We start from the raw sequence: 23,879 nt of genomic DNA on the forward strand, positions 1-23,879 counted from the left end.
TTCTCCAAAATTGATTTTGAAAGAAATCATCCCATTAAAAATGAAGAAAAGTCTACTCGTATTCATTCTATTTTTAGGCAGTATTTCTGTCTTTGCTCAAGGTGTTTTGAAAGGTAAAATCACCAACCCAGTTAATAATGAGCCGGTTTCCTTTGCCAATGTTTTGATTCTCGAAACGGATTTGGGAGCAATTACCGATGAGGATGGAAATTATGAAATCTCCAATGTCCCGGCTGGATTGTATAATGTCCGGGCCAGTTTTGTAGGTTTCAAACCTGTAACCAAATATGAGGTTCGAGTCACCTTGGCAAAAGCTGTTCAGCTAGATTTTGAGTTGGTGGAAGATGCCGCAGAACTAAATGAAGTAGTGGTAAGCTCTGAGTTTTCACGTTCTGAAGAGACTCCATTATCTGTAAGAAAGCTGAATTCGAATGAAATCGAACGTTATCCTGGCGGTAACCGTGATATTTCAAGAGTGATTCAGGCCTTGCCTGGTGTGGCGAGTACACCGAGTTTTAGAAATGATATTTTGATTCGTGGAGGAGCTCCTAATGAGAACAAGTTCTTTGTGGACGAAATTGAAGTTCCTGTAATCAACCACTTTTCCACACAGGGATCCTCTGGTGGTCCAGTTGGTATATTGAATGTGAATTTGATTAAAAATGTGGATTTGATTGCCGGAGGTTTTCCTGCAAATCGAATGAATGCACTTTCCTCCTTTTTTGAAGTATCACTTAAAGAAGGAAGAAGAGATCAAATGTTTACACAATTGACTTTGGGAGCATCTGAACTGACGCTTTCCAACGAAGGGCCAATTGGGGACAAAACCACGTATTTGCTTTCTGCAAGAAGATCCTATTTGCAAGGATTATTCAAATTACTTCAGCTTCCTTTCTTGCCAACATTCAATGATTTTCAGCTGAAGACGACCACTAAGCTGAATGATAAGACTGAGTTGACATTTTTGGGAATTGGTGCTGTGGATAAGTTTGTTTTGAATGAAGAATTGCCGGATGGTGAAAGTCAGGAGGAGCGTGAAAACAGGCAATATCTCTTAGGAGTGTTACCAGTACAGGAGCAATGGAATTATGCCACAGGGTTTAAATTGAAGCGTTTTCGGGAAAATGGCTATTGGACTTTTGTCTTGAGTCGAAATATGCTGAATAACCGTTCTTACAAATTTGCCAACAATGATGAAAGCTCTTCTGAGAACTTGCTTTTTGATTATTTATCTCAAGAATCGGAGAATAAATTCAGAGCTGAAAACTCAATTTTCGGATCTGGATATACCTTGAAGTATGGTGTGAATTATGAATACGCCCGCTATTTCATTGACAATTTTGATAGATCCTCTTTGGCATCTACCGGACAGACTATCGATGTGAATTCTACTTCTCACTTCAATTCCTATGGAGCTTTTGTCTCCGGGAGCAAATATTTTGATGGAGAAAGATTGTTGTTGACTGGGGGAATTCGAATGGATGGTTCTGATTTTGGAAAAACTGCCCAAAACCCTCTGAACCAGATCGCTCCAAGACTTTCACTTTCCTATCAATTAGGGTCGAATCTTTATGCCACTGCCAATGCCGGGATTTATTATCAAAAGCCTCCTTACACAGTCCTGGGATATAAAAATAATGAAGGGGACTTGGTCAATCAGGAAAATGATGTTCGCTTTATTAGAAGTTCGCAGTTGATCGGTGGGATTGAATTGCTGAAACCAGAAAAGAACAGAAGGTTTACCGCAGAGGCTTTTTACAAACACTACAGCAACTACCCATCATCGGTAAGAAACGGGATTGCCTTGGCTAATTTGGGAGCTGATTTTGGGGTGATCGGAAACGAACCAGTTGAGTCCAATGCCAAAGGGCGGGCTTATGGTTTGGAGTTGTTGGCTCAGCAGAGACTGTTCAATGATTTTTATGGAATAGCAGCTGTGACTTTGGTGAGAAGTGAATTTACCAACCCAAATACGGATGGTTACGCACCTTCCTCTTGGGATAACAGATTCATCATCAGTTTGACAGCAGGAAAGAGATTTGGGAAAAACTGGGAGTTGGGAGCTCGATGGAGATTCTTGGGAGGTACGCCATACACGCCATATGATTTGGAGGAATCAGCCTTGATTTCCAATTGGGATTTAAGAAATACAGGAATCCTAGATTATGATCAGATTAATGCCGTAAGGTTGCCCGCTTTCCATCAACTGGACTTGAGATTGGATAAGAAGTATTACTTCAAAAACTGGAACCTCAATTGGTATGTTGATATCCAAAACGCATACAATTTTGAGGCTCAGCAAGCGCCAATTTTGATACCTGTCCGAGATGATGCAGGATCTATTTTGGTGAATCCAAATGATCCGTCTAGGTATCAATTAAAATTGATAGAAAACACTGCTGGGAGTTTGCTCCCATCTGTTGGGATCATCGTAGAATTCTAATTAAGCTTGTTGAGGAGTTGGATGATTCGGTCAGCTTTGACTTCGTCATCTTTGGATTGGTAGATATATGCTATCCACTTCTTCTTGTCCTCAATATCCAAGGCATCAAAAAGTTGTAATTTCCCAGGATCATCGCGAAGACAGTCCAATAATTCATGAGGTGTATCCTGGGGAAGGGGCTTTTTTTCCACACGTAGGTAAACTTTTTCCCCAGCTTCTTTTTTGATCAGGTTTCTGATTTCCTTAGAGATAGGGATAAAAACGGTTCCATCTCCGGTTGGCATGAGGTGTTTTTTGTCAAAATTAAAGTCGTCAATTCTGCCTGATACTTGAGACATGCCGAAGTATTTTCCCGTAGGTGTGTACTCCTTGGGAATTCGGGCAAAGGTCCATCCTACTTTTCCTTGGAACCTTTCCAGATATATTTCGCCTTCGAAAATTACTTCCATAAAAAAAGCAGGGATATAAGTCCCTGCTTCAATTTTGATATTTAGTTAAATCGCCAACGGATATTCAAACCAAATCCGTCACCGTTAAATCTGGTATTCTCGAGAATTACCACAGTCGGCCTGTAGTCAGCACCAATTGTGATCGGAACGTCAGCAAAGGCGTATTCTATACCGATTTCGCCTGCTACTCCAAGTTGAAATGGGTCTCCTAAAAATAGGGAAGGACCAAAACCAGCATACCAGTTGAAGTCAGAACTACCTACTGGTCGGAAAATTGGATTCCAAAGTGCTGCAATACCAACACCGCCTCCTCCAAAACTTACGTCAGCGTGTACCCTGCTGAATTCACCTAGAGCAAAGATACCATCAATGGCTACGTTGTTACCTAGGTCATTTCCAAACCTTAGACCTACTTCCTGTGCATTGGCATTTATGCTTGCAACAAGACCTAAGAAGAAAACGATTGAGAAAATTTTTAAAAACTTCATGTGATAATTAATTAAGTGGAAAATTAGTCCTTGTCAGGAGCTAAAAACTTGTAAACAATTCCAGCCAAAATTGCGCCAATTATCGGAGCAATCCAAAAAAGCCAAAGCTGTTCTAAATGTATTCCTCCAGCAAAAATTGCTTGTGATGTGCTTCTTGCTGGGTTTACTGAAGTATTGGTCACTGGAATACTAATTAAATGTATAAGTGTCAATGCCAATCCAATTGCCAATCCTGCAAAACCAGCTGGAGCGTTTTTGTGAGTTGTGCCAAGGATTACAAATAGGAAAAAGAATGTCATGACAATTTCACATATCAATGCTGCCATCATCGAATATCCTCCCGGAGAGGCTTCGCCAAAACCATTGGCTGCAAAACTTCCAAGTTCGAACCCTGGTTTTCCAGAAGCAATCATGTAAAGAATTCCAGCACCGACAAGTCCTCCCAAGACTTGAGAAACTATATAGCCAGGAACCACCTTACTATCGATTCTACCACCAACCCACATTCCCATAGTCACTGCAGGGTTGAGGTGGCATCCGGAAATATGCCCAATTGCATAAGCCATAGTCAAAACTGTCAATCCAAAAGCAAATGCAACACCTACGAAACCAATTCCCAGTTCTGGAAAACCTGCTGCCAAAACAGCACTACCACAACCCCCTAGAACAAGCCAGAGAGTGCCAATAAATTCTGCTAGTAGTTTTTTCATTTTCGAAACATTAATTAAAAATCTAAATAATTTAAAAATTTAATTTCAAAAAATTAGAATTTTGGCGTAGTATATTGGCAATGAGGGTTTAATGCTAGTTTCGAGATTTGCTTTTTACTGTTTAATATTTTGGTCTTTCATTTCCTCCACAAATGAAATAAAGGAGTCTAAATCTTTTTGGATAGTGGCTATTCCTACAGAGACTCGAGTAGCTCCTCTCATTTTTTTCAAAGAATCGATCATATCCCAATAGTCACCAGATTTTCTGCTTGTAAAGTAGTTCACCAATTCTTCAGAAGTGATGCAATTATTGGTTTCATCTAATCCCGGATTGCAAAAGCATCCTGACCGAATAGAAATCTTTTTGGAGTTTGCCATTTTTTCTATTTTCTCAAACCCGATTTTGCTTTGGTCAGGATTTCTAAAGGAGATAATCATATTTCCACCACAATTTTCTCTGGATTTAGGACCAAATATTTCAACTTGTTTAACTCCATTGCTATGTTTTAATGACTCTAGACGATCGAAAAGGTAGCATGAAAGTGACTCTATCCTGTTTTTTAATCGATCCATTCCAATGGATTCCATATGCCTTAGGCCCAGGTTGATTGCCGGGATATCTAAATAATTGAGTGTACCGTTTTCGTATCTTTCATGATTTTCAGCCAAAAAATGGTATGGTGCATTGGCTGAGGCCAAGCTTACTGTCCCTCCTGCAAACCACTTTTTATGAAGCTTCTCAAAGGCTGATTTTTTTACCAAAAGGCATCCAATCCCTGTTGGAAACCCAAATATTTTATAAAAAGAGATAGATACAAATTCAGGTTGGAAAATGGACAAATCCAATGGGTTGGTAGGTACAAAAGCTGCAGCGTCCAATAATACGTCCCATCCGTGTTGTTGAGCTTTATCGATCCAATCCAAGCTATGCTTTACACCTGAAACATTGGATTGAGCCGGGTAAGCAAACAGTTTGTTTTTCGCATCGGATTTTTCGAGTTCTTCTTGAAGTTTTTTCTCAGGGATTCTCAGATCCTCAATATTGATGGGAATGTAACTGGTAACTCCTCCCTTTGAGTTGCAATACTCTCGGATTCCATTGACCGAATTGTGATTGTCTGCCAATAGAAGAAATTTCCCCTTTTCTTCGAATGGATAACATTCCCCTACGATTTTGAGAGCCATTGAGGCATTTTGGGTGAAAATGCAGTAATAATTTTTTGCCCTGAAAAATTCAAGAACTTTATTTCTAGCCTCCTGGACAAGTATCGTGGAATAAGTAGATGTGGGGTTGGTAGAATGTGGATTTCCAAAAATATTTTTACTCAAGGCCTTAAAATGCTTATCCAACTGAGATTGAGAATATAGCCCGCCTCCCGTATAGTCCAGATAAACATGTCCTTGATCATCCAACCTATTATACTCGATTTGCCTTAGCTTGCTGAAAAGGTCTTCATATAATATTTCTGAGGATGTTTTTGAAATGGTTTTTTTAAAAAGCCATTGAAACATTACTAAGTACTTAATATTTGCTAAAAATTTCTAAGAAAACAGGGCTTACTTTTTAAAGTAAAGAAAAAATTAGATGAATTGAAAAGATAGGTAAAATAATCAGTTAGTCAGAATTGATTCAAGATCTATTTTGCATTTGATCCAAAATAGATAAAGCCTTCTTTTATTGAATGGTAGTAGTATTTTTTGTTTCGAAGTTGTAGATTAAAAGCCCTTGAGCTTTTGAATCTAAGTTTGATAAAAGCTCCCCTTTTGAGCTCCAAACGGCACTTTGACCTGCACTCATGAAGTTGTCACAGAATCCTACAGTATTCACCATCAAAACAGGTATTTCAAACTCCTGAGCAATTTTTGGAAAATGAATGAAGGCTTTGTCTACTCCTTTTTGAGACTTGGCAACGGAAGCTAAATATAAATTTGCTTCTAATTCTTTTGCTGCAGATGCATGATTTGTTTGAAGCGATTCGTAGCAGATTGCTGGAGCTATTTGAATATCGTTTTGATTTATAATAATCTGTTCAGTCCCTTCAATGAAAAATGGTAATTCATCCGAATGAAGCATTTGTTTGGAGTAAATCTTTCTCGTTTTTTTGGGTTGGAAAATCAACATGCTGATCAAAATTCCATTTTCAGCTTGAGTCGGAGCACCCAAAGCGATGCTGATTTCATTTTGATCACTGAAATTTTGAAAAACATTTAGCCTAAGATCATCGGCATCCAAGGCCAGTTCCTTGGCAAATTCAGGCTCATACCCTGTCAGGGAAAGTTCAGGGAATACAATCAAATCAACATCCTCCTTTACTGCTTTTTCAATCCATTCTAGGTGCAGCAGAATGTTTTGTTGGATATCTCCTTTGAAGGGTTTGATTTGAGCTAATCCGATTTTCATTTGAAGCGGGTAGGTTAGGCATTTAAATCAGTGTAAAGATCAAGAACGCGGCAATCAATCCAATACTGGTTGTCAAAATCCCAATTTTTTTGGATTGAAGCCATCCCGAAAGACTTATCACAGTGATTAGTGAATAGATTCCCAAGAGGAAAGTAATTGAACCTACTATCCTTGCATAGAAAATAGAATGGTCTGGATTTGGATAATCTGGTGTTAAAACCATCTGGATCTTGTTCATCCCAAATACTGCAACTATGAATGAAACTGCAGCCAATGAAAGTAAAATTATCATCCAGTTGAATATTTTACTGTCCTTTTTTAAGACGATCAAAGTACCCAAAATAGTGGCTGAAATTCCTCCTAAAAAGACACTGATAAAGCCGATTTGTTCGGCTAAAACTTTCAAATAAGAAATTGGTAATTCATTCATAAATCCACAATTAGTTCAAGGATAATTTCATCAATCCACTTTTTCTAAAACCAATAATCTAAAATCAATAAAATCCTGATTATTTATCTCTTTGGCTTTCAAGGTCAAAGGATGATGCCCTTTTTCTAGATGGATTTCTCCCATTTCCAAAATAATGTACTCTTTTTCGTATGAATTTTTCCGTGGGTATCGATCAAATTCCACTGAAATAGGACCGGAATCATATGCTTCTGTTATTTCTGCTTCAACTTGATTTTTTCCTTCCATGAGTTGAAGAATGGATCCAATAGCTGCCTCTTTGCAACTATAATAGACAGAGGCTTTGTATTTACCCGTTGTCAGGATCTCAGTATCGAAAGTAATGCTGTCAGACTCTGAAGTCCAGTTGGTAAAGTAGGACGAATTTGGGAATTGGTTGGATCGCTTGATATTTCCATGAGCTACTCCATCTCTCGCTGGAAGTTGGGTAAACTTACTTCCTGGAAAACCCACTGGAAAAATCTCCTCCTTTTGACGGTCAAGTTCACTTAAAACGTTTTTCTTCCAACTTTCCTTGGCCTCAACAAATGCTGTCATCAAGGAATCTGAAGGATCTAAAATTGGTGAGTATTGCCCTGGATCTTGGGTTAAATCAAAAAGTTGATCGTCTTTGTCAAGGATATATTGTTGATTTCTGAGACTCACAGCTCCATTCCAATGGGAAAAAATAAAGCGATCTGGGAGGGTTTCCTGTTTGCCAGTCAAAAGCGGTTGGAGACTGACTCCGTCTAATGGATTATTGGGCGTGATGGAGATCCCAGTTAGATCGGCCAAAGTTGGTAAGATATCAATGGTAGCGGCAATATTTTGGATGATTGAAGGCTGAATATGCTTTTTCCAAAAGATAATAAAGGGAGATCTTACACCTCCTTCATCAGTATGACCTTTGATTCCTTTCATTCCACCATTATATCTCCAGCCGTTAGGGCCATTGTCTGACATGTAGATGACAATAGTATTTTCGAGCTTACCTTGATTGGCTAAGTCATCGATCATCCGACCTACATTCCAATCAATATTTTCGCATAAAGCCCAAGCAGCACGGGTTTCATCTGGATTTTCTTTTTCCTGAAACCTATGAGCAGGAATAGTGGCATTTTTATATTTATCCCACCATTCATCTGGAACCTGCAAAGGGCCATGGGGTGTATTGTAAGCTAAAAAGACGAAAAAGGGTTGATCATCTTCAGCCATAAAATCTATGGCGTGATTGGTAAAATCATCTATTATAAAACCTTCTCCTTTGACGATTTGGCCATTTTTATCCAGCATGGGACTGAAATAATTTCCCCAATGACCTGATGCAAACCCATAAAATTCCTCAAAACCTCGGTTATTGGGATGATAGGGAGATTGAGTTCCATTATGCCACTTTCCAAAAATTCCAGTTCTGTAGCCATTGGCTAGAAAAAATTCTCCGATTGTCTCTTCGTCCAAATCCAGTCTTTCTCCTCCACTTGATGTATCATATACGCCCCCTCTTGGGTGATATCTACCCGTCAATATTTCTGCCCGAGTAGGAGAACAAACAGGGCTCACATAGAATCTTGTAAAAATTGCACCAGCTTTACCAAGACTATCAATTCTAGGGGTATTCAATTGATTATTTCCATGAATTCCTAAATCTCCCCATCCTTGATCATCCGCTACTATTAAAAGAATATTGGGTTTTTGGCTGACGTCTGGCTGCTTCTGGCAAGATTGTAAAGCCATTACAAGAAGCGGGATAATCAATAGTTTAGCTTGGAAAGGATAACTTTTTAGAAAATGAATATTCATGAAATAGCTAGCAATAAAAATGGAATGAGGCGTTGGTTTTCAAGAAATTATCCAAACTACCTGCTTTTTAAATGTACTAATAAAAATCCTACTAAACTGGCTGCTTTTTGGCTAGGTTTTCTTCAATTCCATATTTCAGTCATGTTTTATATATCGAGAGAAATTAGAGCCATGCAAAAAGTATTTATAAAAATATTTGATTCATTCTTATGTTTTAGAGTAACAAAATGAAAATAATTGGATAGCACTCACGAGAATTTTGGAAGCAAAATATTTTTAGTCTAGGACCATTTAGTTTGCTCAACTTTAATCAAACCCGGGTTATTAATCTCATTTCTTATAATTTTACTTGAGGCCAATAATAAATGGCCTCAAGTTTTATTCTACACTTATTTTACTCAATGAAAAAAAGAAACGCTTTTTTAATTCTATTTGGGCTTGGAGCTTTGTTTTCTTGCACTAAGCCTGCTGCTCAGGTAGAGGAGGAAGTTCAAAAACCCAATGTAGTCCTGATTTATACAGATGACGTAGGTTATGGAGATATTTCTGCTTATGGCGGAAAAGTCCCTACTCCAAATATTGACAAACTGGTAGAAGGAGGATTGAAATTCACCAATGCCTATGCAACAGCAGCGACCTGTACTCCATCGAGATATGCAATGTTGACTGGGGAATATGCCTGGAGAGCAAAAGGTCGGGGGGTTGCTCCGGGTGATGCTTCGGCTTTGATTCGACCAGGGGTGGAAACTTTGCCTTCTGTAATGCAAAGGGCCGGTTATAGAACAGCCGCTATTGGAAAGTGGCATCTCGGTTTAGGAGGTGATGAAGGGCCAGATTGGAATGGAGAGATCAATCCTGGACCATTGGAGATAGGCTTTGATTATTCTTTTATAATCCCTGCTACAGGGGACAGAGTCCCTACAGTTTTTGTGGAAGATCATCATGTGGTGGGGCTTGATCCTAATGATCCAATCGAGGTGAATTATAGAGAAAAGGTAGGAGATAGACCAACGGGAAAAGATAACCCTGAGCTATTGAAAATGATGTGGTCTCATGGACATAATCATACCATCGTCAATGGAGTGAGTAGAATTGGCTTTATGGCTGGTGGGGAAGCTGCACTTTGGAGAGATGAGGATTTTGCTCAAACTTTTGTGGATAAAGCCACAGATTTTGTGGTAGAAGAATCGGAAAAACCGTTTTTCATGTATTTTTCTACTCATGATATTCATGTTCCTAGAATTGCCCATGAAAGATTTCAAGGAGCTTCAGAATTAGGGCCTCGTGGGGATGTAATCTTGCAACTGGATTGGACTGTTGGGGAAATCATGAAGCTTCTTCAAGAGAAAGGCTTGGAAGAAAATACGATCGTGATATTCACCAGTGACAATGGACCTGTTTTGGATGATGGATATGTAGATCAAGCGAGAGAGTTTTTTGAATATGAGGAAGTAGGTGGAGGATTAAGCGGTGGTAAATACAGTGCATTGGAAGCAGGAACAAGAGTTCCATTTATCGTCAAATGGCCGAAATCAATTCAGGGAGGAAAAGAATCTAATGCCTTGTTCAGCCAAGTGGACCTATTGGCATCTTTTGCTTCAGTTAATCAAGTTTCATTTGATTCAGCCCAAGCGGTTGATACTGAGAACCACTGGCCTGCTTTGATTGGAGCAGATTCCAAAGGACGATATGCCTTGGTTCAAGAAGCTTTATATACCAATTTGGCATATGTAAGAAATGATGGATATAAGCTTATTCCAGGAAATGAAGGACCTAAAATGGTTCCGTGGGGCCCTCAAATTGAAACTGGTTTTGATGCACAAGATCAATTGTTTGATTTAAATTCTGATCCTACTGAAAAAGTTGATTTGGCAGAATCCAAACCAGAGATTCTTAAAGAAATGAAAGACGAGTTGATCAATATTATGATCAAAGAATGATTTGAATAGAAAAGTCCGCTAGAGATAGCGGACTTTTATTTTTTATGGAATTGAAATTTCATGAAGGGGTTTCACCTGGATGTTTCCGTTGGTTGGTGTAAGATTACTCCAGACCCAATTGTAGTGCTGAATTACAGATTTGGAGTCCATAAATGGCCATTCACCGGTTGTGTGCCCATCTTCAATCACGGTTATATTAAAATCTTTGACTAAGGCGGATTGGATGGTAGACTCTACACAAAAATCAGTGGCGCATCCAGTGATATACAGTTCAGATATCCCTAATTCAGACAATTTTTCAACCAATTCAGTTTTGTAAAATGCATCATTGGCCGTCTTGGAAACTATCAAATCTGAAGTTTTTACCTCTAATTCATCTAAAAGCTCCCATTCCCAAGAATCCTTTTCAAATTCCCCAATTCCTTGATGCTGGATAAAGATTACCGGAAGATTTTTTGATCTGAAAATCCTTGTTAGTTGATTGATTCGATCAATTACTCCCTCAGCATCAAATCTGGGAGTTTCTGAAGTAAATGAACCCTTTTGCATATCAATGATCAATAGGGCTTGGATATTCTTCATAAAATGAAAGATAAAACGATCTAAGGTAAATGAAATTCCTTTTAGCTCATCGAGTGGATCCCGATCATATTTCCCTCTGTGTCGGTCGCCAAAACCATAAATCCAAACTCGCCTATGGCAGTTTTAGGTTGAAAAACCTCTCCTCCAGCCTCTTTGACTCTGGAAGCTTCAATACCACAATCTTCACTCATGAAATATACAATAGTGCTGCTACCTCCAGCTTTGAAACCTTCCATTTGCACTAGGGCCCCAGAGGCAGTATTTTTTGATTCCATATCACTTGGAAAAAACAACATCTTCATATCATCGTCTATTGCTTCAGGCATGGGCATTTCAACCAAATCTAGATCAAAAACCTTCTCATAAAATTTTTTGGCTCTTTCTAGATCATCGACATAAATCTCAAACCAAACGACTGGATTTCCTTTTTTCATAGCATTCTTGATTAAGTTAAAAGTTTAATTTTTAAAAGAATAGACCTACTATAAATCTAAGAAAATAGTCAAATAATTGATAAGGAGGATTTTAGAATTAATTTTTCTCAAAAGTTAAATAGTCAGTGACACCGTTTCCACCACTGATATCTATTAGCTCAATTTTAGAAGAAGTTTGAGTCAAAATATCCCAATCATCATTCAGATCTTCAAAATCATTAGTAAGACTGAAATTGATATTGAAATCAAGATCGTCTAAACTGTCATCATCACTATTACTATCCGTAATACTCCAAGTTCCTTCGTAAGAATTTGTACCATTTGAGGCACTCAAAACACCAGAACTATTGAAGGTAAAATTGTATCCGGTAAAATGATTCGTTTCATCCTCATCAGAATCAATGAATTTGGTAATTCTCCAAGTTCCATTTGATGCGTTAGAAATGATTTCATCCTTAGTCGTATCATTTGGACTATCATCATTATTACAGGAAGTCAAAGAAAATACACCTAGAAGGAGTATAAGAAGTCCAAATTTTAAATGTTCTGGGTTCATGTTTTTTAGTGTTTAGGATGCCCCATCTTTTTATTTTATAAAGTCTATGAAACCAAATTTCCGAATTTACATTTGATAAGGTGTTTAACGGTAGAAATGGCGCCAGTGATATAAAAAGAAAAAATATTAAATGGCTAAAAATCAGCCATAAACAATGTTCTTTCTATTTGGTCACAATAGGAAATAAGCTCTATTTTTTAAGAGAATAAGTCTACTATTAAATTAAGAAATTTATTTAAAATCTGATTAGAAATATTTTAGTAAATGTTTGAAAATCAGGTTATGAAAGTTTTTCCTAAAACATACCCATCTGTATTATTTCCTGTTAAGGAATCGGCCATGTTCCCTGCAAGACTATTAGAAAAGACCATGTCTGTTTCATTTTTTTGGTCGGCAGGTCCTCTATAGTGTTTTGTTGAATAGATTACGTTGACTTGGTTTTCTTCAAAAGCTATCTGAGAGACCAATAAAGATTTTTCGTTTTTATCTAATACTTCCACGTGAATATGAGGCGCTCTCCCTTGGTACCAACCCGGGAAAATACTGATAAAAGATACTTGACCATTAGAGTCGGTAGTTTGACGCCCTCTTAAGAAATGCTTCTTTGTGTAATCCTTTTTTTGCATGGGAATATCCCCGTACTCCGAGTAATTTCCATCGGCATCGCAATGCCAAATGTCTACAAAAACATCTGCTAGCGGATTACAATTGTCACTTTTGTTTTTGATACTTAAATTGATCAATAAGGGTATGCCTTTTCTATCCACAACAATGTTTTCCCTAACAAGCTGGGCTGGTGTTTTGATTGGAAAAGGCCCAGCAGTTTCTTGGGGAGAGGTAGGGCAAGTTCCACTTCCATCCCAGGGCTCAGAATCCATCATTGGTGGAGGCATTCCACCAGGAGGAAGTGGAGGCATACCCGGACCAAAACCTTGTGGTTGATTTGATTTACATGCGTAGAATGAGGGGAGAGCAATGATACTTCCCAGACCCGCAATGCTTTTTTTGATAAATTTTTTTCTATCCATTTTTCGCAATTTTTTTTGGACACACTGATCCAATGGTTAAAAATTAATTCAAGAAAAATTGCGGGTTTTGGAATTCAATTAACTCACTAAATTAAATCGGAGTATTGAAATTAAGTTGACACAATATTATTGAGACTTTGTTTGAGTTCAAATAAAATTTTGACAGATGGTTCTGGAAAAGCAAAAGTGATTAGTTTTTATCATCAGTTTAAATCTCTGAAATTCAACCCCATCAAGTGGATGATAAGCCCGTGTCTTTCCTGACTTTTTCAATCAGTTTCCCCTTTTTCTTCCACCTTTTTTTAAACCGGTAAGAGGATGGATGGATGTTCAATTTTTTAAGGATGAAATCGAGAGGTAATCCCATCACTCTTTTTACAAGGACTTTTGGCTGGAAAAAAAGGTGTTCCTGAAATTTTTTGTAACCAAATATTGCTGCCTGTTCCAACATTTGGGCTTTTAACTCGGGATCGTTCAGTCTAGGAGAAAAATACTCATGTTCTGGACTAAACTTCTTTTTATAGGAATTCTTTCGCTCCCCACTCAATATGATCATTACCCCAACTCTAGATGGAAAATTAAATTTGATTCCTTTTTGAAAAGCCCTAAAAATCCACTCCTGTGAAGGAGTATAATACAAGTCCTTTTCCATTTCCCATTGCCCTATTTTCTCGGTTACACTTCGTTTTAGAAACCAGGTTGAGGCAACACTGAAGACATTGGTTGAAAATTTTCCATCTGGGTGGACGCTGCTGATATCTGTTTTTATTTGATTGGGATCAAAGCCATTTGGCCCTGGAGGGAGAATTTTGATGCCTGGAATAATTAAAAAATCAGCTTTGGATTCTTTCATTTCATAGATGCATTTTTCTAAATGATCAGGAAAAAATAAATCATCTTGGTTTAAGAATGCGAGGTATTCACCTTTGGCTTTTGAAATACCAATATTGTTAGGTTTGGCTTGCTGACCACTATTTTTTTCTAGATTAAAAAAAGAAATTCGATCATCATTAAAGCCCTTGACAACTGCACCAGTATCATCTGTGCAACAATCTCCTACCACTATCAACTCCCAGTCATGAAAACTGGAGTTGATAATGGATTGGATGGCATAACTAAGAAGATGACTGCTGTTGTAGGTTGCAATGACGATAGATATTTTAGGAGAGTGCATAAGCTTCTTTTTTACCAGCAACTCTATCTGCCACTTCCATCGCTAGAAAAGGAATGAGGGTGTATTTTCCAGTGTCTATTGTATGATATTTCCCAAATGATCTCAGACCAATTTCAAAACGATCATGTAATCTACTTTTTTCAACATCCACATCGGAATTTCCCAGAGCTAGGATAACCCCTCCGACTGGATCAACAGTTTCAATTGGGAAATTTAATCTTTCCAGGCTTGGAATCCTTCTTTTAAGTTCTTCAAAACTGTCTTTGAATACCTTCATTCTTTGTTGTTCAGAGTACATGGAATCCCACTCTGGAGCCCTGTAGTCTGTAGACCAGCCTGTTCGTCCTATTGGATACCAGGAACAAAACGCACCTTTGTCTCGGAAATTGACTGTATCCCCAAACGGTCCAAGAACCATGGTGGCTGATGGGAGGTCTGAATCCTCTAATGGAATCAGGATTTTATTTCCAAACTTATAGCGATGAGACCATTCTCCAATAGGTTCGATTCCCATCGTTCGATCTATTTCAAGTAAGCCATTCCAGGCCGTGTTGACCACTTCATCGAATGTCTCCGAATAGATTTCTCCTTCTTGTTCAAATTTGATTTTGAAGCCATTTTCTTTCTCTGAAACTCCAAGAACTTTGGTAGATAGATGAACGGTCAAGTTAGGGTCATCCATCAAAGCTTCAGTCAGCTTTTGGGCTACATATCTTGGTTCTAATGAATACTCACTGGTTTTGAAAACATCATCAATGAATTCTGGATTTCCTATGCCTTCCATTTGATTTCTGGGAAGAAGACTTGCCTCCAAATCATCAAAAATTCCCAGATATTTTTTCTGGGTTTTAGAATGAAGCTCTGCAAAATAATCCGCACATTTTTGGTAGTGCTGGTTCAATTGCTCCGCATTGAGTAGAGATTCTTTGTGGACCAAATAATAAAATGGAGTAGAAATACATTCTTCTGGATCTATATCAGCCCATCTTTGGATGTAATCCATGAAGTGGATCGCTCCATCCAGCATTTTTTTTGCTGTTTGGAAGCTTCTATCCATTGCAAAAATGAACCCCACGTGGATTTTTCCTTCGTTGGCATAGCTAGCTTTCTGAATCGGGGTATGGTGTTCTTCAAAAATCTCAACTTTATATCCTCTTTTGGAAAGTTCAAGGGCTGTGCAAACCCCTAATCCACCAGCTCCTATGATGGCAATTCGTTTTTCTTTTTTAGTCAATTTTATTGAAAATTAAATAGTTTATGGGCTTCAGGTTTGGGATGGTATTCCCTAAAAAATCAATGAATACATTTCTTCTAGTTTGCTGACTTGAAGAACCTGGATTTTAAACTTCTTTAAATCCAGACCTTTTACAGCATATTTGGATACAATGATTTTTTGAAAGCCTAGCTTTTCAGCTTCTGCAATTCGGTTTTCTATTCGTGAAACAGCCCGGATTTCGCCTCCCAATCCTACTTCACCAGCAAAGCAAATTTGCTCTGATACTGGACTGTCTTCATAGCTGGAAATCAAGCTGGCGCAAACCGCCAAATCCAAAGCGGGGTCATCTACTCTAAGCCCGCCTGCTACATTCAAAAATACATCCTGATTTCCTACTCTCATTCCTCCCCGCTTTTCCAAAACAGCCAATAGCATGTTCAATCTCTTGGCATCGTGTCCGGTGCTACTACGCTGTGGAGTTCCATAGGTAGCAGGGCTGACCAAAGACTGGATTTCTATTAATAGAGGTCGATTTCCCTCCATCATGGCTCCTATGGCTACTCCATTTAGAACTTCTTCCCTTTGGGTTAGCAAAATCTCTGAAGGATTCGCAACAGTTCGGAGTCCTTCAGCGCGCATTTCATAGATTCCCAATTCATGGGTAGAGCCAAATCGGTTTTTGGAAGTACGGAGGATTCTGTAAGTCATATGTCGATCTCCCTCAAACTGCAAAACAGTATCCACCATGTGCTCCAAAACTTTTGGTCCTGCAATGGAACCGTCTTTGGTGATGTGGCCAATCAAAAAAACTGGAGTTCCCGTTTCTTTGGCAAATTTCATCAGTTCTGCGGTACACTCTCGGACCTGTGAAACAGATCCTGCAGCTGATTCCACGTACTGACTATTCAATGTTTGAATAGAGTCAATGATTAGAAAATCAGGTTTCAGTACATCGACTTGCTGAAAGATTTGTTGAGTATTGGTCTCAGAAAGCACGTAGCAGCCCGGATTTTTGGCTTCCATGCGGTCTGCTCTCATTTTGATCTGGCCTTCACTTTCCTCACCAGAAACGTAAAGAATTGTCTTTTCCTTTAAAGTCAAGGCTATTTGAAGCATCAAGGTGGATTTTCCGATTCCAGGCTCTCCTCCGATCAGTACCAATGAGCCCGGTACAATTCCTCCTCCCAAGACTCGATCCAATTCTGGATCTCCGGTGATCCATCGAGCTTGTTCTTCGTACTTGACCTCTCCTATTTTTTGAGGTTTACTAGCCTTCTTTGTAGTATTTCCCGCTGGCTTCCAGCTTCCTTTTCCACTTTCCTCCTTTTGGATTACTTCTTCTACATAGGTATTCCATTCTCCACAAGCGGGACATTTACCCAGCCATTTGGGACTTTGAGCACCACAGTTTTGACAGAAAAAGGAGGTTTTTACTTTAGCCATAAAGAAATACAAGGTGAGAGGTGCGTAATACGAATTGGCTTAATTTTCAATTTTAAAATCCTAATGTGCTTCCAACCAATCATTTCCGATTCCAACTTCCACTTCCACTGGCACAGCCATTTTGATAGCGTTGGACATTAATCCGGGAACATTTTTCTTGAGAATATCGACTTCGTCTTTATGTGCATCAAAAACCAATTCATCGTGTACCTGAAGGATCATTTTGGATTTGAGATTTTCCTTTTTCATCCAGTCATGCACGTGGATCATGGCAACTTTGATCAAGTCTGCAGCAGATCCCTGAATTGGGGCATTGATGGCATTTCGCTCAGCAAAACCACGCATGGTCATATTTCGGCTGTTGATATCTCTCAAGTATCTTCTTCTGCCTAAAATAGTCTCCACGTATTCGTCTTTACGAGCCTTTTCAATTGCTCCATCCATGTACTCTTTCACGGCAGGGAATTCTTTGAAATATGCGTCGATGATTTCCTTGGCTTCAGTTCTGGAGATAGAAAGTCTCTGGGAAAGCCCAAAAGCAGAAATCCCATATATAATCCCAAAATTGGCTGTTTTGGCCTTTCTTCTCATATCTGAAGTAACTTCATCCAAAGGCACCTGGAAAATCTTTGCAGCAGTAGTCGCGTGAATATCACGTCCATTTTTGAAAGCTTCGATCATGGATTCATCACCAGAGAATGCTGCCATGATTCGGAGTTCAATCTGGGAATAATCCGCTGCCAAAAGCACGTGATTTTCATCCCTTGGGACAAAAGCTTTTCTAATTTCACGCCCCCTTTCTGTTCTGATCGGAATATTTTGAAGATTCGGATTGATAGAAGAAAGTCGTCCAGTGGCTGCTACGAATTGGTTATAGGTAGTGTGGATTCTTCCTGTTTTGGAATTGATCATGGTAGGCAAAGCATCTACATAGGTAGATTTCAACTTGACCATTTGTCTATAATCCAAAATCGCTCGAGCAATCTCATGCTCATTGGCCAATTTGCTCAAAATCTCTTCTCCCGTGGCATATTGACCGGTTTTGGTCTTTTTAGCTTTGGGATCCAACTTTAGTTTTTCAAACAATACATCTCCCAATTGTTTTGGGGATGCCAAATTAAAATGAACTCCGGCGATTTCGTAAACGCGTTTTTCAATTTCTTGACTTTCAGTTTCCAAAGCTTTGGAAAGCTCTGCCAAGCTTGCCGTATCGATTTTCACTCCTTCAAACTCCATGTTAGTCAAGACAGGGATCAAAGGGTTTTCCACTTCATTGAAGAGTTTCTCCAGTTCGTTTTCCTTCAGAATTGGATCAAATTTCTCCTTCAGTTGTAAAGTGATATCAGCATCTTCAGAGGCATAGGCTGTTACTTCATCCTCATCGACATCACGCATATTGCCCTGATTTTTGCCTTTCTTTCCTATCAATTCTGTGATGGAAACAGGCTTGTAATTCAAGTAATGTTCTGCCAACCAGTCCATACCATGCTTTCCTTCAGGCTCGATGAGGTAGTGAGCCAGCATCGTATCGTAGAGAGCTCCTTTGACATTAATCTGATAATTTTTGAGTACCAAAAGATCGTATTTGATATTTTGGCCAATTTTCAAGATGTTTTCATCTTCGAAAAATGGTCTCAATAATTCCAAGATTTCTTGTGTTTCATGAGCATCGGATGGACATGGAATGTAATAGGCTTCTCCAGTCAAATAGGCAAAAGACAACCCCACCAATTCAGCCTCCATTGCATTGACAGAAGTTGTTTCGGTATCAAAACAAACTGCCTTCTGGATCATCAGATATTCCATCAATTCTTTGATGGCATCCGGACCTTTTACTTTATGGTAATTATGACGATTGGAATCAATTGTTTGAGGAACTATCGGAGCAGAAGTATTGACGGTTTCTTCCTCAAATTCAATTTCCGGAGCTGAAGTAGTAGTTGCTGTGGCTTCTCCAAATAGACCTAATTGCTCATTTTTCTGGATGACTGCTTTTTTGCCTTCTGTTTTAAAAATCCTGTTGGAAAGAGTCCTGAATTCTAGCTCTGTAAATATTGCTTTGAGCTTTTCTTCATCAAATCCATCATATCTAAGATCTTCTTCTACAAAATCAACCGGGACATCAATTTTGATTGTGGCCAATTCTTTTGAAAGCAATCCTTGTTTGGCAAAGTTCTCCACATTTTCCTTCTGCTTTCCCTTGAGTTGATCCGTGTTTTTGACCAATTCTTCAATCGTTCCGAACTGTTTCAACAATTTGGTAGCTGTTTTGGCACCGATTCCAGGGATTCCCGGGATATTGTCCACTGCATCTCCCATTAGGCCTAAAATATCACGAACCTGATCCACATGCTCAATATCCCATTTGGCACAAACTTCTTTGGGTCCCATGACATCCACTCCATTTCCCATAAAGGCAGGCTTATATAGGAATATATGATCATCTACAATCTGACCATAATCTTTGTCCGGAGTCATCATGTAGACGGTATAGGATTCTTTTTCGGCTTTTTTGGCAATCGTACCGATGATATCGTCTGCCTCAAACCCTTTCATTTCTAAAAGAGGAATATTGAATGCTTTGACAATTTCTTTTACCCAAGGAATGGAAACAGTAATATCCTCCGGTTGCTCTTGTCGATTGGCTTTGTAGGCCTCAAACTGCTCATGTCTAAAAGTAGGCCCAGGTAAATCAAAAGCTACAGCAATATGACTGGGCTTTTCCTTTGTCAAAACTTCCAGAAGAGTATTGGTAAAACCGAGCATGACACCGGTATTGAGCCCTTTTGAGTTGATTCTGGGATTTTTACTAAATGCAAAATGAGCCCTATAAATCAGGGCCATGGCATCTAAAAGGAATAATTTATGAGGTTGACTTTGAGACATGTTCTTTTTTTTCGGATGAAAAAAGGCCAATTATTTAGCCTTCCAAGGTACAAAAATACCCTCGGATTGAGGATATAGCTTAGCTTGAATGTTGGGATTCAGAATGATTAATATTGACATTTTGATTCTGAAAAATTAAGGCCAGTAGTTATAATAGATCTAATAAATAACTGAAAACTAAATTTTTATAGAATTTTATTGATCATAAGGAAAAAGTTGAGCATTTTAAAGGAACATTCACATAACCATTAATCTATATGAAAAAACTTTTAATGATTTTCGCCCTGATGATGTCTGTACAGATGTTGCAGGCTGAGCCTTTGAATAAAGATTCGAAGAACAATGATAAGAAAGAGGTTAAGCTAACTGAGGAGGAACAAGCCCAGGTAGATGAGATGAAAGCGAGATTGGATGAGATCAAAGCCATGGATTTCGCCAATATGTCTCGTGAAGAAAAGAAAGAAATTCGTGAAGAGTTGAAAGAAATGAAAGCAGTTGCTAGAGAAGGCGGAAAAGGAATTTACCTTTCTGTTGGGGCAATTATTATCATCATTTTGCTTTTGATTTTGATCCTTTAATAAAACAAAAGGGGCTTTCGCCCCTTTATTTTTTTTCTAGTTTTTTACAAGCATTTCTCCGGCAAGCCTGTCAGGAAGTTATAGCTTTTCACTAGGGTCTCTTTTGGGGTAGTGGTCATGTCTTTTTCAACAAAGAAATGCTTGGCTCCTGACTTTTGAGCTTGATCCACTATCGCACAAATATCCAAAACTCCGTCTCCGGCATCAGCTAGATAAGAAAACATGCCAAAAATCTCAGACATATCCTCCCCACCATTTGCAAAGGTTTTGATTTCAGTCATGTCCTTGATATGAAATAATTCAAACCTACCTGGATTATTTTTCAGATATCCGAGAATATCCGCTCCTGCAGCTGTAAACCAAAAAATATCCATTTCCATTTTCACCAAGTCAGGGTCTGTTTCATCCAGCATCAATTGAAATGGGATTTTTCCTTCTAGCTCTCGATGGCCATATCCATGATTATGATAGTGGAATGTGAGTCCTCTTTTTTTTGCCGCCTCCCCAACTTTGTTGAATTCCTCAGCCATCTTTTTATATCCATCCAAGTTGGGTCTCAATTCTTGGGGAATCATTGCAATTCCGATTTCTTTGGCTCCTGTAATATGCGCTGATTCCGCTATTTGATCCATTCTTTTGGTCAATGTTTCCCAGTCTAAATGCATGGAAGTTGCTTGGAGACCTAGATCATCCATGATGGTTTTAATTTCATGGTCACTTCTTCCAAAAAAACCACTTCCTTTTATGCCTAGGGAGCCTGCCATTTGATTAAAGCTCGTTTTGGCAGAATCAGTACTGAAATCAAATGGACCAAAAAACTCTAATTCTTTGTATCCAACTTCGGCGATGAGCTTTAATGTTCCAAGAAAGTCTTCACCTAGGGTTTGTGGTAGAGTGAATAATCCTAGTCCAACGTTTTGAATAGCCTTTTTCGGTTGGGAGGCAAGAGAAAGGTTTGGTGCTAAGAGTCCACCAGCCATTGCCATGGAGGATTTCTCCAAAAATGATCGTCTATTCATAAGGGTTTATTGTTTCTTTAAGATACAATAAAAACCTTATTTCTTAATTAATTAGGTAGGAATCTCAAATGAAAATTCATTTACTCTATTTCATTTTCCTCCAAATAGGATTTTACCTGAAGAGCTCTAAGGAAAACAATAGTCAAAGGGATCAACCAGAAAATTTCATTGAAAAACAAATGGAAGGCAGTCCTTTTGTTCCAAGTCAAGTCTGGTAAAAAGCCTAAAGCAAACCAACATGCGAGGATTATTTTTCCCGTGATTCCAGCGATTATTAGATAAACCCAAGTCACAGGGTAAAATGCTGAAATGAAAATAATAAAGCCGAAAATCAACCCAATGGACCCATACCAATTGGTTGGAAGTCCTTCAATCACTCCTGAGTCCATAGCAAACCAACTCATCAAAGCTGGACCAAACCATTTGAAAAAAGCCGACCAAGCAACGGTATACATGCCTGCAAGCAGAAGCATGCCTCTAAAATGCATTGGAAAAATAGGAAAGGCTGGTTTTTGATCCATGGGTGGTTTGATTTTGAACTGCTAAATAAACACCTTAGGCTGGTGTTTGTTAATGCCTAATACAAATCTAAGATATGGAAAGAAAAAACCGCCTACGTTCCGCCTCCTTTATCGCCCTTGGAGCTGCTTCTTGTTTGGCTTTGGGATTCACATTTGGAAAAATAGCTGGAGAAATTACTCCTCAGTCAATAGATGGAGCCTCAGATTTGATTGGTTTGACTTTTTCCCCTGCGGAAAAGGACAGCATGATCAATACCCTCAAAAACCAACTCAATAATATTGAGAGTTCCAGAAAGGTTGAATTGGATAATTCGATAGCGCCTTCTTTAGTTTTTAATCCTTTGCCACAAGGCTTTCACCCTTCTACAGAGCAAATGCCATTGAATTGGGGATTGGAAAAAGCTATTGAACTACCTGCCAGCGATGTGGACATTGCTTATTCACCTGTCCATCAATTAGCTGTTTTGATCAAAAGTAAAAAGCTTAGTAGTGAGCGATTGACAAAGATCTATTTGGACCGGATCAAAGCTCACTCTGATACGCTTCAGTGCCTGATTACTTTAATGGAGGATTCTGCCTTGGAAAAGGCTCGTGAAATGGATGCAGAGTTAGCTGCTGGAAAATATCGAGGTCCTTTGCATGGAATTCCTTATGGTATTAAAGATTTGTTGGCTGTAAAAGGGACAAAAACCACCTGGGGAGCAATGCCATACAAGGATCAAAAAATTGAAGAAACCGCTGAGATAGTTACCAAATTGAATGATGCCGGTGCTGTTTTGGTTGGAAAATTCACTTTAGGAGCTTTGGCTATGGGAGATGTGTGGTATGGTGGAGTGACCAAGAATCCTTGGAATCTAAAACAAGGTTCTAGTGGGTCTTCTGCAGGATCCGCTTCTGCGGTGAGCGCCGGATTGGTGCCTTTTGCTATCGGAACAGAGACTTTGGGGTCCATTGTCTCACCTTCAACTCGGAATGGAGTAACGGGTCTGAGGCCTACATACGGTCGAGTGAGTAAGCATGGGGCCATGGCTTTGAGCTGGTCCATGGATAAAATTGGTCCAATTTCCAGATCTGCCTTGGATAATGGAATCATCCTATCTGTGATCAATGGAAAAGATGAAAAAGATGCAAGTTCCATTGCAGCGGCATTTAATTATGACGCGAACCAGGATCCCAAAAAGCTAAAAGTAGGTTATTTCAAACCATTTTTTGAGACTGAACGAACTTCTGAAAATGATAAAAAGGTTTTGGAAGAATTAATAGGCCTAGGGATTGAATTGCATCCTTTGGAGCTGAAGACATCCGTTCAGGCTGGTCCAATTGTGATGATGCTGATGGTGGAAGGAGCTGCTGCTTTTGACAATTTGACTCGATTGGGTTGGGATGATCAATTGGTAGCTCAGCATAAAAATGCCTGGCCAAATTTGTTTAGAGCAGCTCGATTTATTCCTGCTGTAGAATATGTGAATTTAAGCCGTCAGAGAACTCTTTTGATACAGGAAATGCATGAATTGATGAAAGATTATGATGTCGTGGTGACTCCTTCATTTGGTGGGCCCCAGCTTCAAATAACCAATTTGACTGGACACCCAGCTTTGTGTATTCCTAATGGATTTAATGACAATGGAAGCCCTACCTCAATTACCCTTTTGGGTAATCTTTTCGAAGAGGATAAGTTGGTTTTGCTAGGAAATTATCTTCAGAAGAATACCGATTGGCAGGCAAAAAGACCTCCTCTTTTCAATCGATAAATTGGAATAAAA

At 38.9% G+C, this 23,879-nt stretch carries 21 protein-coding genes; 4 read left to right on the top strand and 17 right to left on the bottom strand.

Features of this window, described 5'->3' with window-relative positions:
• Positions 1-40 precede the first annotated feature (40 nt).
• Positions 41-2,443, top strand: coding sequence for a TonB-dependent receptor (locus BUF13_RS09515; protein ID WP_073571736.1), 2,403 nt, complete (start codon positions 41-43; stop codon positions 2,441-2,443).
• Here the strand turns inward: BUF13_RS09515 and BUF13_RS09520 are convergent.
• From BUF13_RS09520 to BUF13_RS09550, 7 genes are all read right to left on the bottom strand, one after another.
• A complete protein-coding gene (locus tag BUF13_RS09520; protein WP_073571531.1) occupies positions 2,440-2,892 on the bottom strand; it encodes a DUF1905 domain-containing protein in 453 nt (150 codons plus the stop codon). The two genes, BUF13_RS09515 and BUF13_RS09520, sit on opposite strands and share 4 nt — an antisense overlap.
• Before the next feature lie 41 nt (positions 2,893-2,933).
• Positions 2,934-3,380, bottom strand: a complete 447-nt coding sequence (locus tag BUF13_RS09525; RefSeq protein ID WP_073571532.1) for an outer membrane insertion C- signal — start codon at positions 3,378-3,380, stop codon at positions 2,934-2,936.
• Positions 3,381-3,403: 23 nt separating this feature from the next.
• Positions 3,404-4,090, bottom strand: coding sequence for an aquaporin Z (aqpZ, locus tag BUF13_RS09530; RefSeq protein ID WP_073571533.1), 687 nt, complete (start codon positions 4,088-4,090; stop codon positions 3,404-3,406).
• A gap of 114 nt (positions 4,091-4,204) precedes the next feature.
• Positions 4,205-5,602, bottom strand: a complete 1,398-nt coding sequence (locus BUF13_RS09535) for an aminotransferase class V-fold PLP-dependent enzyme (protein ID WP_073571534.1) — start codon at positions 5,600-5,602, stop codon at positions 4,205-4,207.
• Between the two features lie 163 nt (positions 5,603-5,765).
• Positions 5,766-6,491: a carbon-nitrogen hydrolase family protein gene (locus BUF13_RS09540; RefSeq protein WP_073571535.1), complete on the bottom strand. Its 726-nt coding sequence runs from the start codon at positions 6,489-6,491 to the stop codon at positions 5,766-5,768.
• Positions 6,492-6,513: 22 nt separating this feature from the next.
• Positions 6,514-6,921, bottom strand: coding sequence for a hypothetical protein (locus BUF13_RS09545; protein ID WP_073571536.1), 408 nt, complete (start codon positions 6,919-6,921; stop codon positions 6,514-6,516).
• A gap of 30 nt (positions 6,922-6,951) precedes the next feature.
• Positions 6,952-8,673, bottom strand: a complete 1,722-nt coding sequence (locus BUF13_RS09550; RefSeq protein WP_134204373.1) for an arylsulfatase — start codon at positions 8,671-8,673, stop codon at positions 6,952-6,954.
• Between the two features lie 467 nt (positions 8,674-9,140).
• Here BUF13_RS09550 and BUF13_RS09560 point away from each other — a divergent pair, with 467 nt between their 5' ends.
• Positions 9,141-10,679 (top strand): sulfatase family protein, encoded by a 1,539-nt coding sequence (locus BUF13_RS09560; RefSeq protein ID WP_073571539.1) that lies wholly within the window; start codon positions 9,141-9,143, stop codon positions 10,677-10,679.
• A gap of 42 nt (positions 10,680-10,721) precedes the next feature.
• Here BUF13_RS09560 and BUF13_RS09565 read toward each other — a convergent pair whose 3' ends face one another.
• The 8 genes from BUF13_RS09565 to polA all read right to left on the bottom strand — a co-directional run bounded on the left by BUF13_RS09565 (position 10,722) and on the right by polA (position 19,998).
• The gene (locus BUF13_RS09565) at positions 10,722-11,261 is read right to left on the bottom strand and encodes a cysteine hydrolase family protein (RefSeq protein WP_083586416.1); all 540 of its coding nucleotides are present in this window, start codon (positions 11,259-11,261) and stop codon (positions 10,722-10,724) included.
• Between the two features lie 41 nt (positions 11,262-11,302).
• Complete coding sequence (locus BUF13_RS09570) at positions 11,303-11,695, bottom strand: VOC family protein (RefSeq protein ID WP_073571540.1); 393 nt, start codon at positions 11,693-11,695, stop codon at positions 11,303-11,305.
• 97 nt (positions 11,696-11,792) lie between these two features.
• On the bottom strand, positions 11,793-12,251 hold the full coding sequence (locus BUF13_RS09575) for a hypothetical protein (RefSeq protein ID WP_208327362.1): 459 nt from the start codon (positions 12,249-12,251) through the stop codon (positions 11,793-11,795).
• 275 nt (positions 12,252-12,526) lie between these two features.
• Positions 12,527-13,279 (bottom strand): dioxygenase family protein, encoded by a 753-nt coding sequence (locus tag BUF13_RS09580; protein ID WP_073571739.1) that lies wholly within the window; start codon positions 13,277-13,279, stop codon positions 12,527-12,529.
• Positions 13,280-13,511: 232 nt separating this feature from the next.
• The gene (locus BUF13_RS09585) at positions 13,512-14,453 is read right to left on the bottom strand and encodes a glycosyltransferase family 2 protein (RefSeq protein WP_134204371.1); all 942 of its coding nucleotides are present in this window, start codon (positions 14,451-14,453) and stop codon (positions 13,512-13,514) included.
• The gene (locus BUF13_RS09590) at positions 14,440-15,687 is read right to left on the bottom strand and encodes an FAD-dependent oxidoreductase (RefSeq protein WP_073571542.1); all 1,248 of its coding nucleotides are present in this window, start codon (positions 15,685-15,687) and stop codon (positions 14,440-14,442) included. The genes BUF13_RS09585 and BUF13_RS09590 overlap by 14 nt, the downstream gene beginning before the upstream one ends.
• Positions 15,688-15,738: 51 nt before the next feature.
• Entirely contained in the window at positions 15,739-17,112 is a 1,374-nt protein-coding gene (gene radA / locus BUF13_RS09595) for a DNA repair protein RadA (protein WP_073571543.1), read from the bottom strand.
• A 60-nt stretch (positions 17,113-17,172) separates the two neighbouring features.
• Positions 17,173-19,998 (bottom strand): DNA polymerase I, encoded by a 2,826-nt coding sequence (gene polA / locus BUF13_RS09600; protein WP_073571544.1) that lies wholly within the window; start codon positions 19,996-19,998, stop codon positions 17,173-17,175.
• A 257-nt stretch (positions 19,999-20,255) separates the two neighbouring features.
• On the opposite strand from polA, the gene BUF13_RS09605 reads away from it, so the two are divergent.
• Positions 20,256-20,576, top strand: coding sequence for a hypothetical protein (locus BUF13_RS09605; protein WP_073571545.1), 321 nt, complete (start codon positions 20,256-20,258; stop codon positions 20,574-20,576).
• A 44-nt stretch (positions 20,577-20,620) separates the two neighbouring features.
• On the opposite strand, the gene BUF13_RS09610 is transcribed toward BUF13_RS09605, so the two are convergent.
• Positions 20,621-21,595 (bottom strand): sugar phosphate isomerase/epimerase family protein, encoded by a 975-nt coding sequence (locus tag BUF13_RS09610; protein WP_073571546.1) that lies wholly within the window; start codon positions 21,593-21,595, stop codon positions 20,621-20,623.
• A gap of 80 nt (positions 21,596-21,675) precedes the next feature.
• On the bottom strand, positions 21,676-22,116 hold the full coding sequence (locus BUF13_RS09615) for a hypothetical protein (RefSeq protein WP_073571547.1): 441 nt from the start codon (positions 22,114-22,116) through the stop codon (positions 21,676-21,678).
• A gap of 74 nt (positions 22,117-22,190) precedes the next feature.
• Between BUF13_RS09615 and BUF13_RS09620 the strand changes: the two genes are divergently transcribed.
• The gene (locus tag BUF13_RS09620; RefSeq protein ID WP_073571548.1) at positions 22,191-23,867 is read left to right on the top strand and encodes an amidase; all 1,677 of its coding nucleotides are present in this window, start codon (positions 22,191-22,193) and stop codon (positions 23,865-23,867) included.
• The last annotated feature ends 12 nt before the right edge of the window (positions 23,868-23,879 follow it).

Source organism: Algoriphagus zhangzhouensis (assembly GCF_900148515.1).
Lineage (GTDB): Bacteria > Bacteroidota > Bacteroidia > Cytophagales > Cyclobacteriaceae > Algoriphagus > Algoriphagus zhangzhouensis.

Bases quoted from the DNA above. Each gene is read 5' to 3' on its own strand.
- BUF13_RS09515 (WP_073571736.1), top strand. From the start codon at position 41: ATGAAGAAAAGTCTACTCGTATTCATTCTATTTTTAGGCAGTATTTCT.
- BUF13_RS09520 (WP_073571531.1), bottom strand. From the start codon at position 2,892: ATGGAAGTAATTTTCGAAGGCGAAATATATCTGGAAAGGTTCCAAGGA.
- BUF13_RS09525 (WP_073571532.1), bottom strand. From the start codon at position 3,380: ATGAAGTTTTTAAAAATTTTCTCAATCGTTTTCTTCTTAGGTCTTGTT.
- aqpZ (WP_073571533.1), bottom strand. From the start codon at position 4,090: ATGAAAAAACTACTAGCAGAATTTATTGGCACTCTCTGGCTTGTTCTA.
- BUF13_RS09535 (WP_073571534.1), bottom strand. From the start codon at position 5,602: ATGTTTCAATGGCTTTTTAAAAAAACCATTTCAAAAACATCCTCAGAA.
- BUF13_RS09540 (WP_073571535.1), bottom strand. From the start codon at position 6,491: ATGAAAATCGGATTAGCTCAAATCAAACCCTTCAAAGGAGATATCCAA.
- BUF13_RS09545 (WP_073571536.1), bottom strand. From the start codon at position 6,921: ATGAATGAATTACCAATTTCTTATTTGAAAGTTTTAGCCGAACAAATC.
- BUF13_RS09550 (WP_134204373.1), bottom strand. From the start codon at position 8,673: ATGGCTTTACAATCTTGCCAGAAGCAGCCAGACGTCAGCCAAAAACCC.
- BUF13_RS09560 (WP_073571539.1), top strand. From the start codon at position 9,141: ATGAAAAAAAGAAACGCTTTTTTAATTCTATTTGGGCTTGGAGCTTTG.
- BUF13_RS09565 (WP_083586416.1), bottom strand. From the start codon at position 11,261: ATGAAGAATATCCAAGCCCTATTGATCATTGATATGCAAAAGGGTTCA.
- BUF13_RS09570 (WP_073571540.1), bottom strand. From the start codon at position 11,695: ATGAAAAAAGGAAATCCAGTCGTTTGGTTTGAGATTTATGTCGATGAT.
- BUF13_RS09575 (WP_208327362.1), bottom strand. From the start codon at position 12,251: ATGAACCCAGAACATTTAAAATTTGGACTTCTTATACTCCTTCTAGGT.
- BUF13_RS09580 (WP_073571739.1), bottom strand. From the start codon at position 13,279: ATGGATAGAAAAAAATTTATCAAAAAAAGCATTGCGGGTCTGGGAAGT.
- BUF13_RS09585 (WP_134204371.1), bottom strand. From the start codon at position 14,453: ATGCACTCTCCTAAAATATCTATCGTCATTGCAACCTACAACAGCAGT.
- radA (WP_073571543.1), bottom strand. From the start codon at position 17,112: ATGGCTAAAGTAAAAACCTCCTTTTTCTGTCAAAACTGTGGTGCTCAA.
- polA (WP_073571544.1), bottom strand. From the start codon at position 19,998: ATGTCTCAAAGTCAACCTCATAAATTATTCCTTTTAGATGCCATGGCC.
- BUF13_RS09605 (WP_073571545.1), top strand. From the start codon at position 20,256: ATGAAAAAACTTTTAATGATTTTCGCCCTGATGATGTCTGTACAGATG.
- BUF13_RS09610 (WP_073571546.1), bottom strand. From the start codon at position 21,595: ATGAATAGACGATCATTTTTGGAGAAATCCTCCATGGCAATGGCTGGT.
- BUF13_RS09615 (WP_073571547.1), bottom strand. From the start codon at position 22,116: ATGGATCAAAAACCAGCCTTTCCTATTTTTCCAATGCATTTTAGAGGC.
- BUF13_RS09620 (WP_073571548.1), top strand. From the start codon at position 22,191: ATGGAAAGAAAAAACCGCCTACGTTCCGCCTCCTTTATCGCCCTTGGA.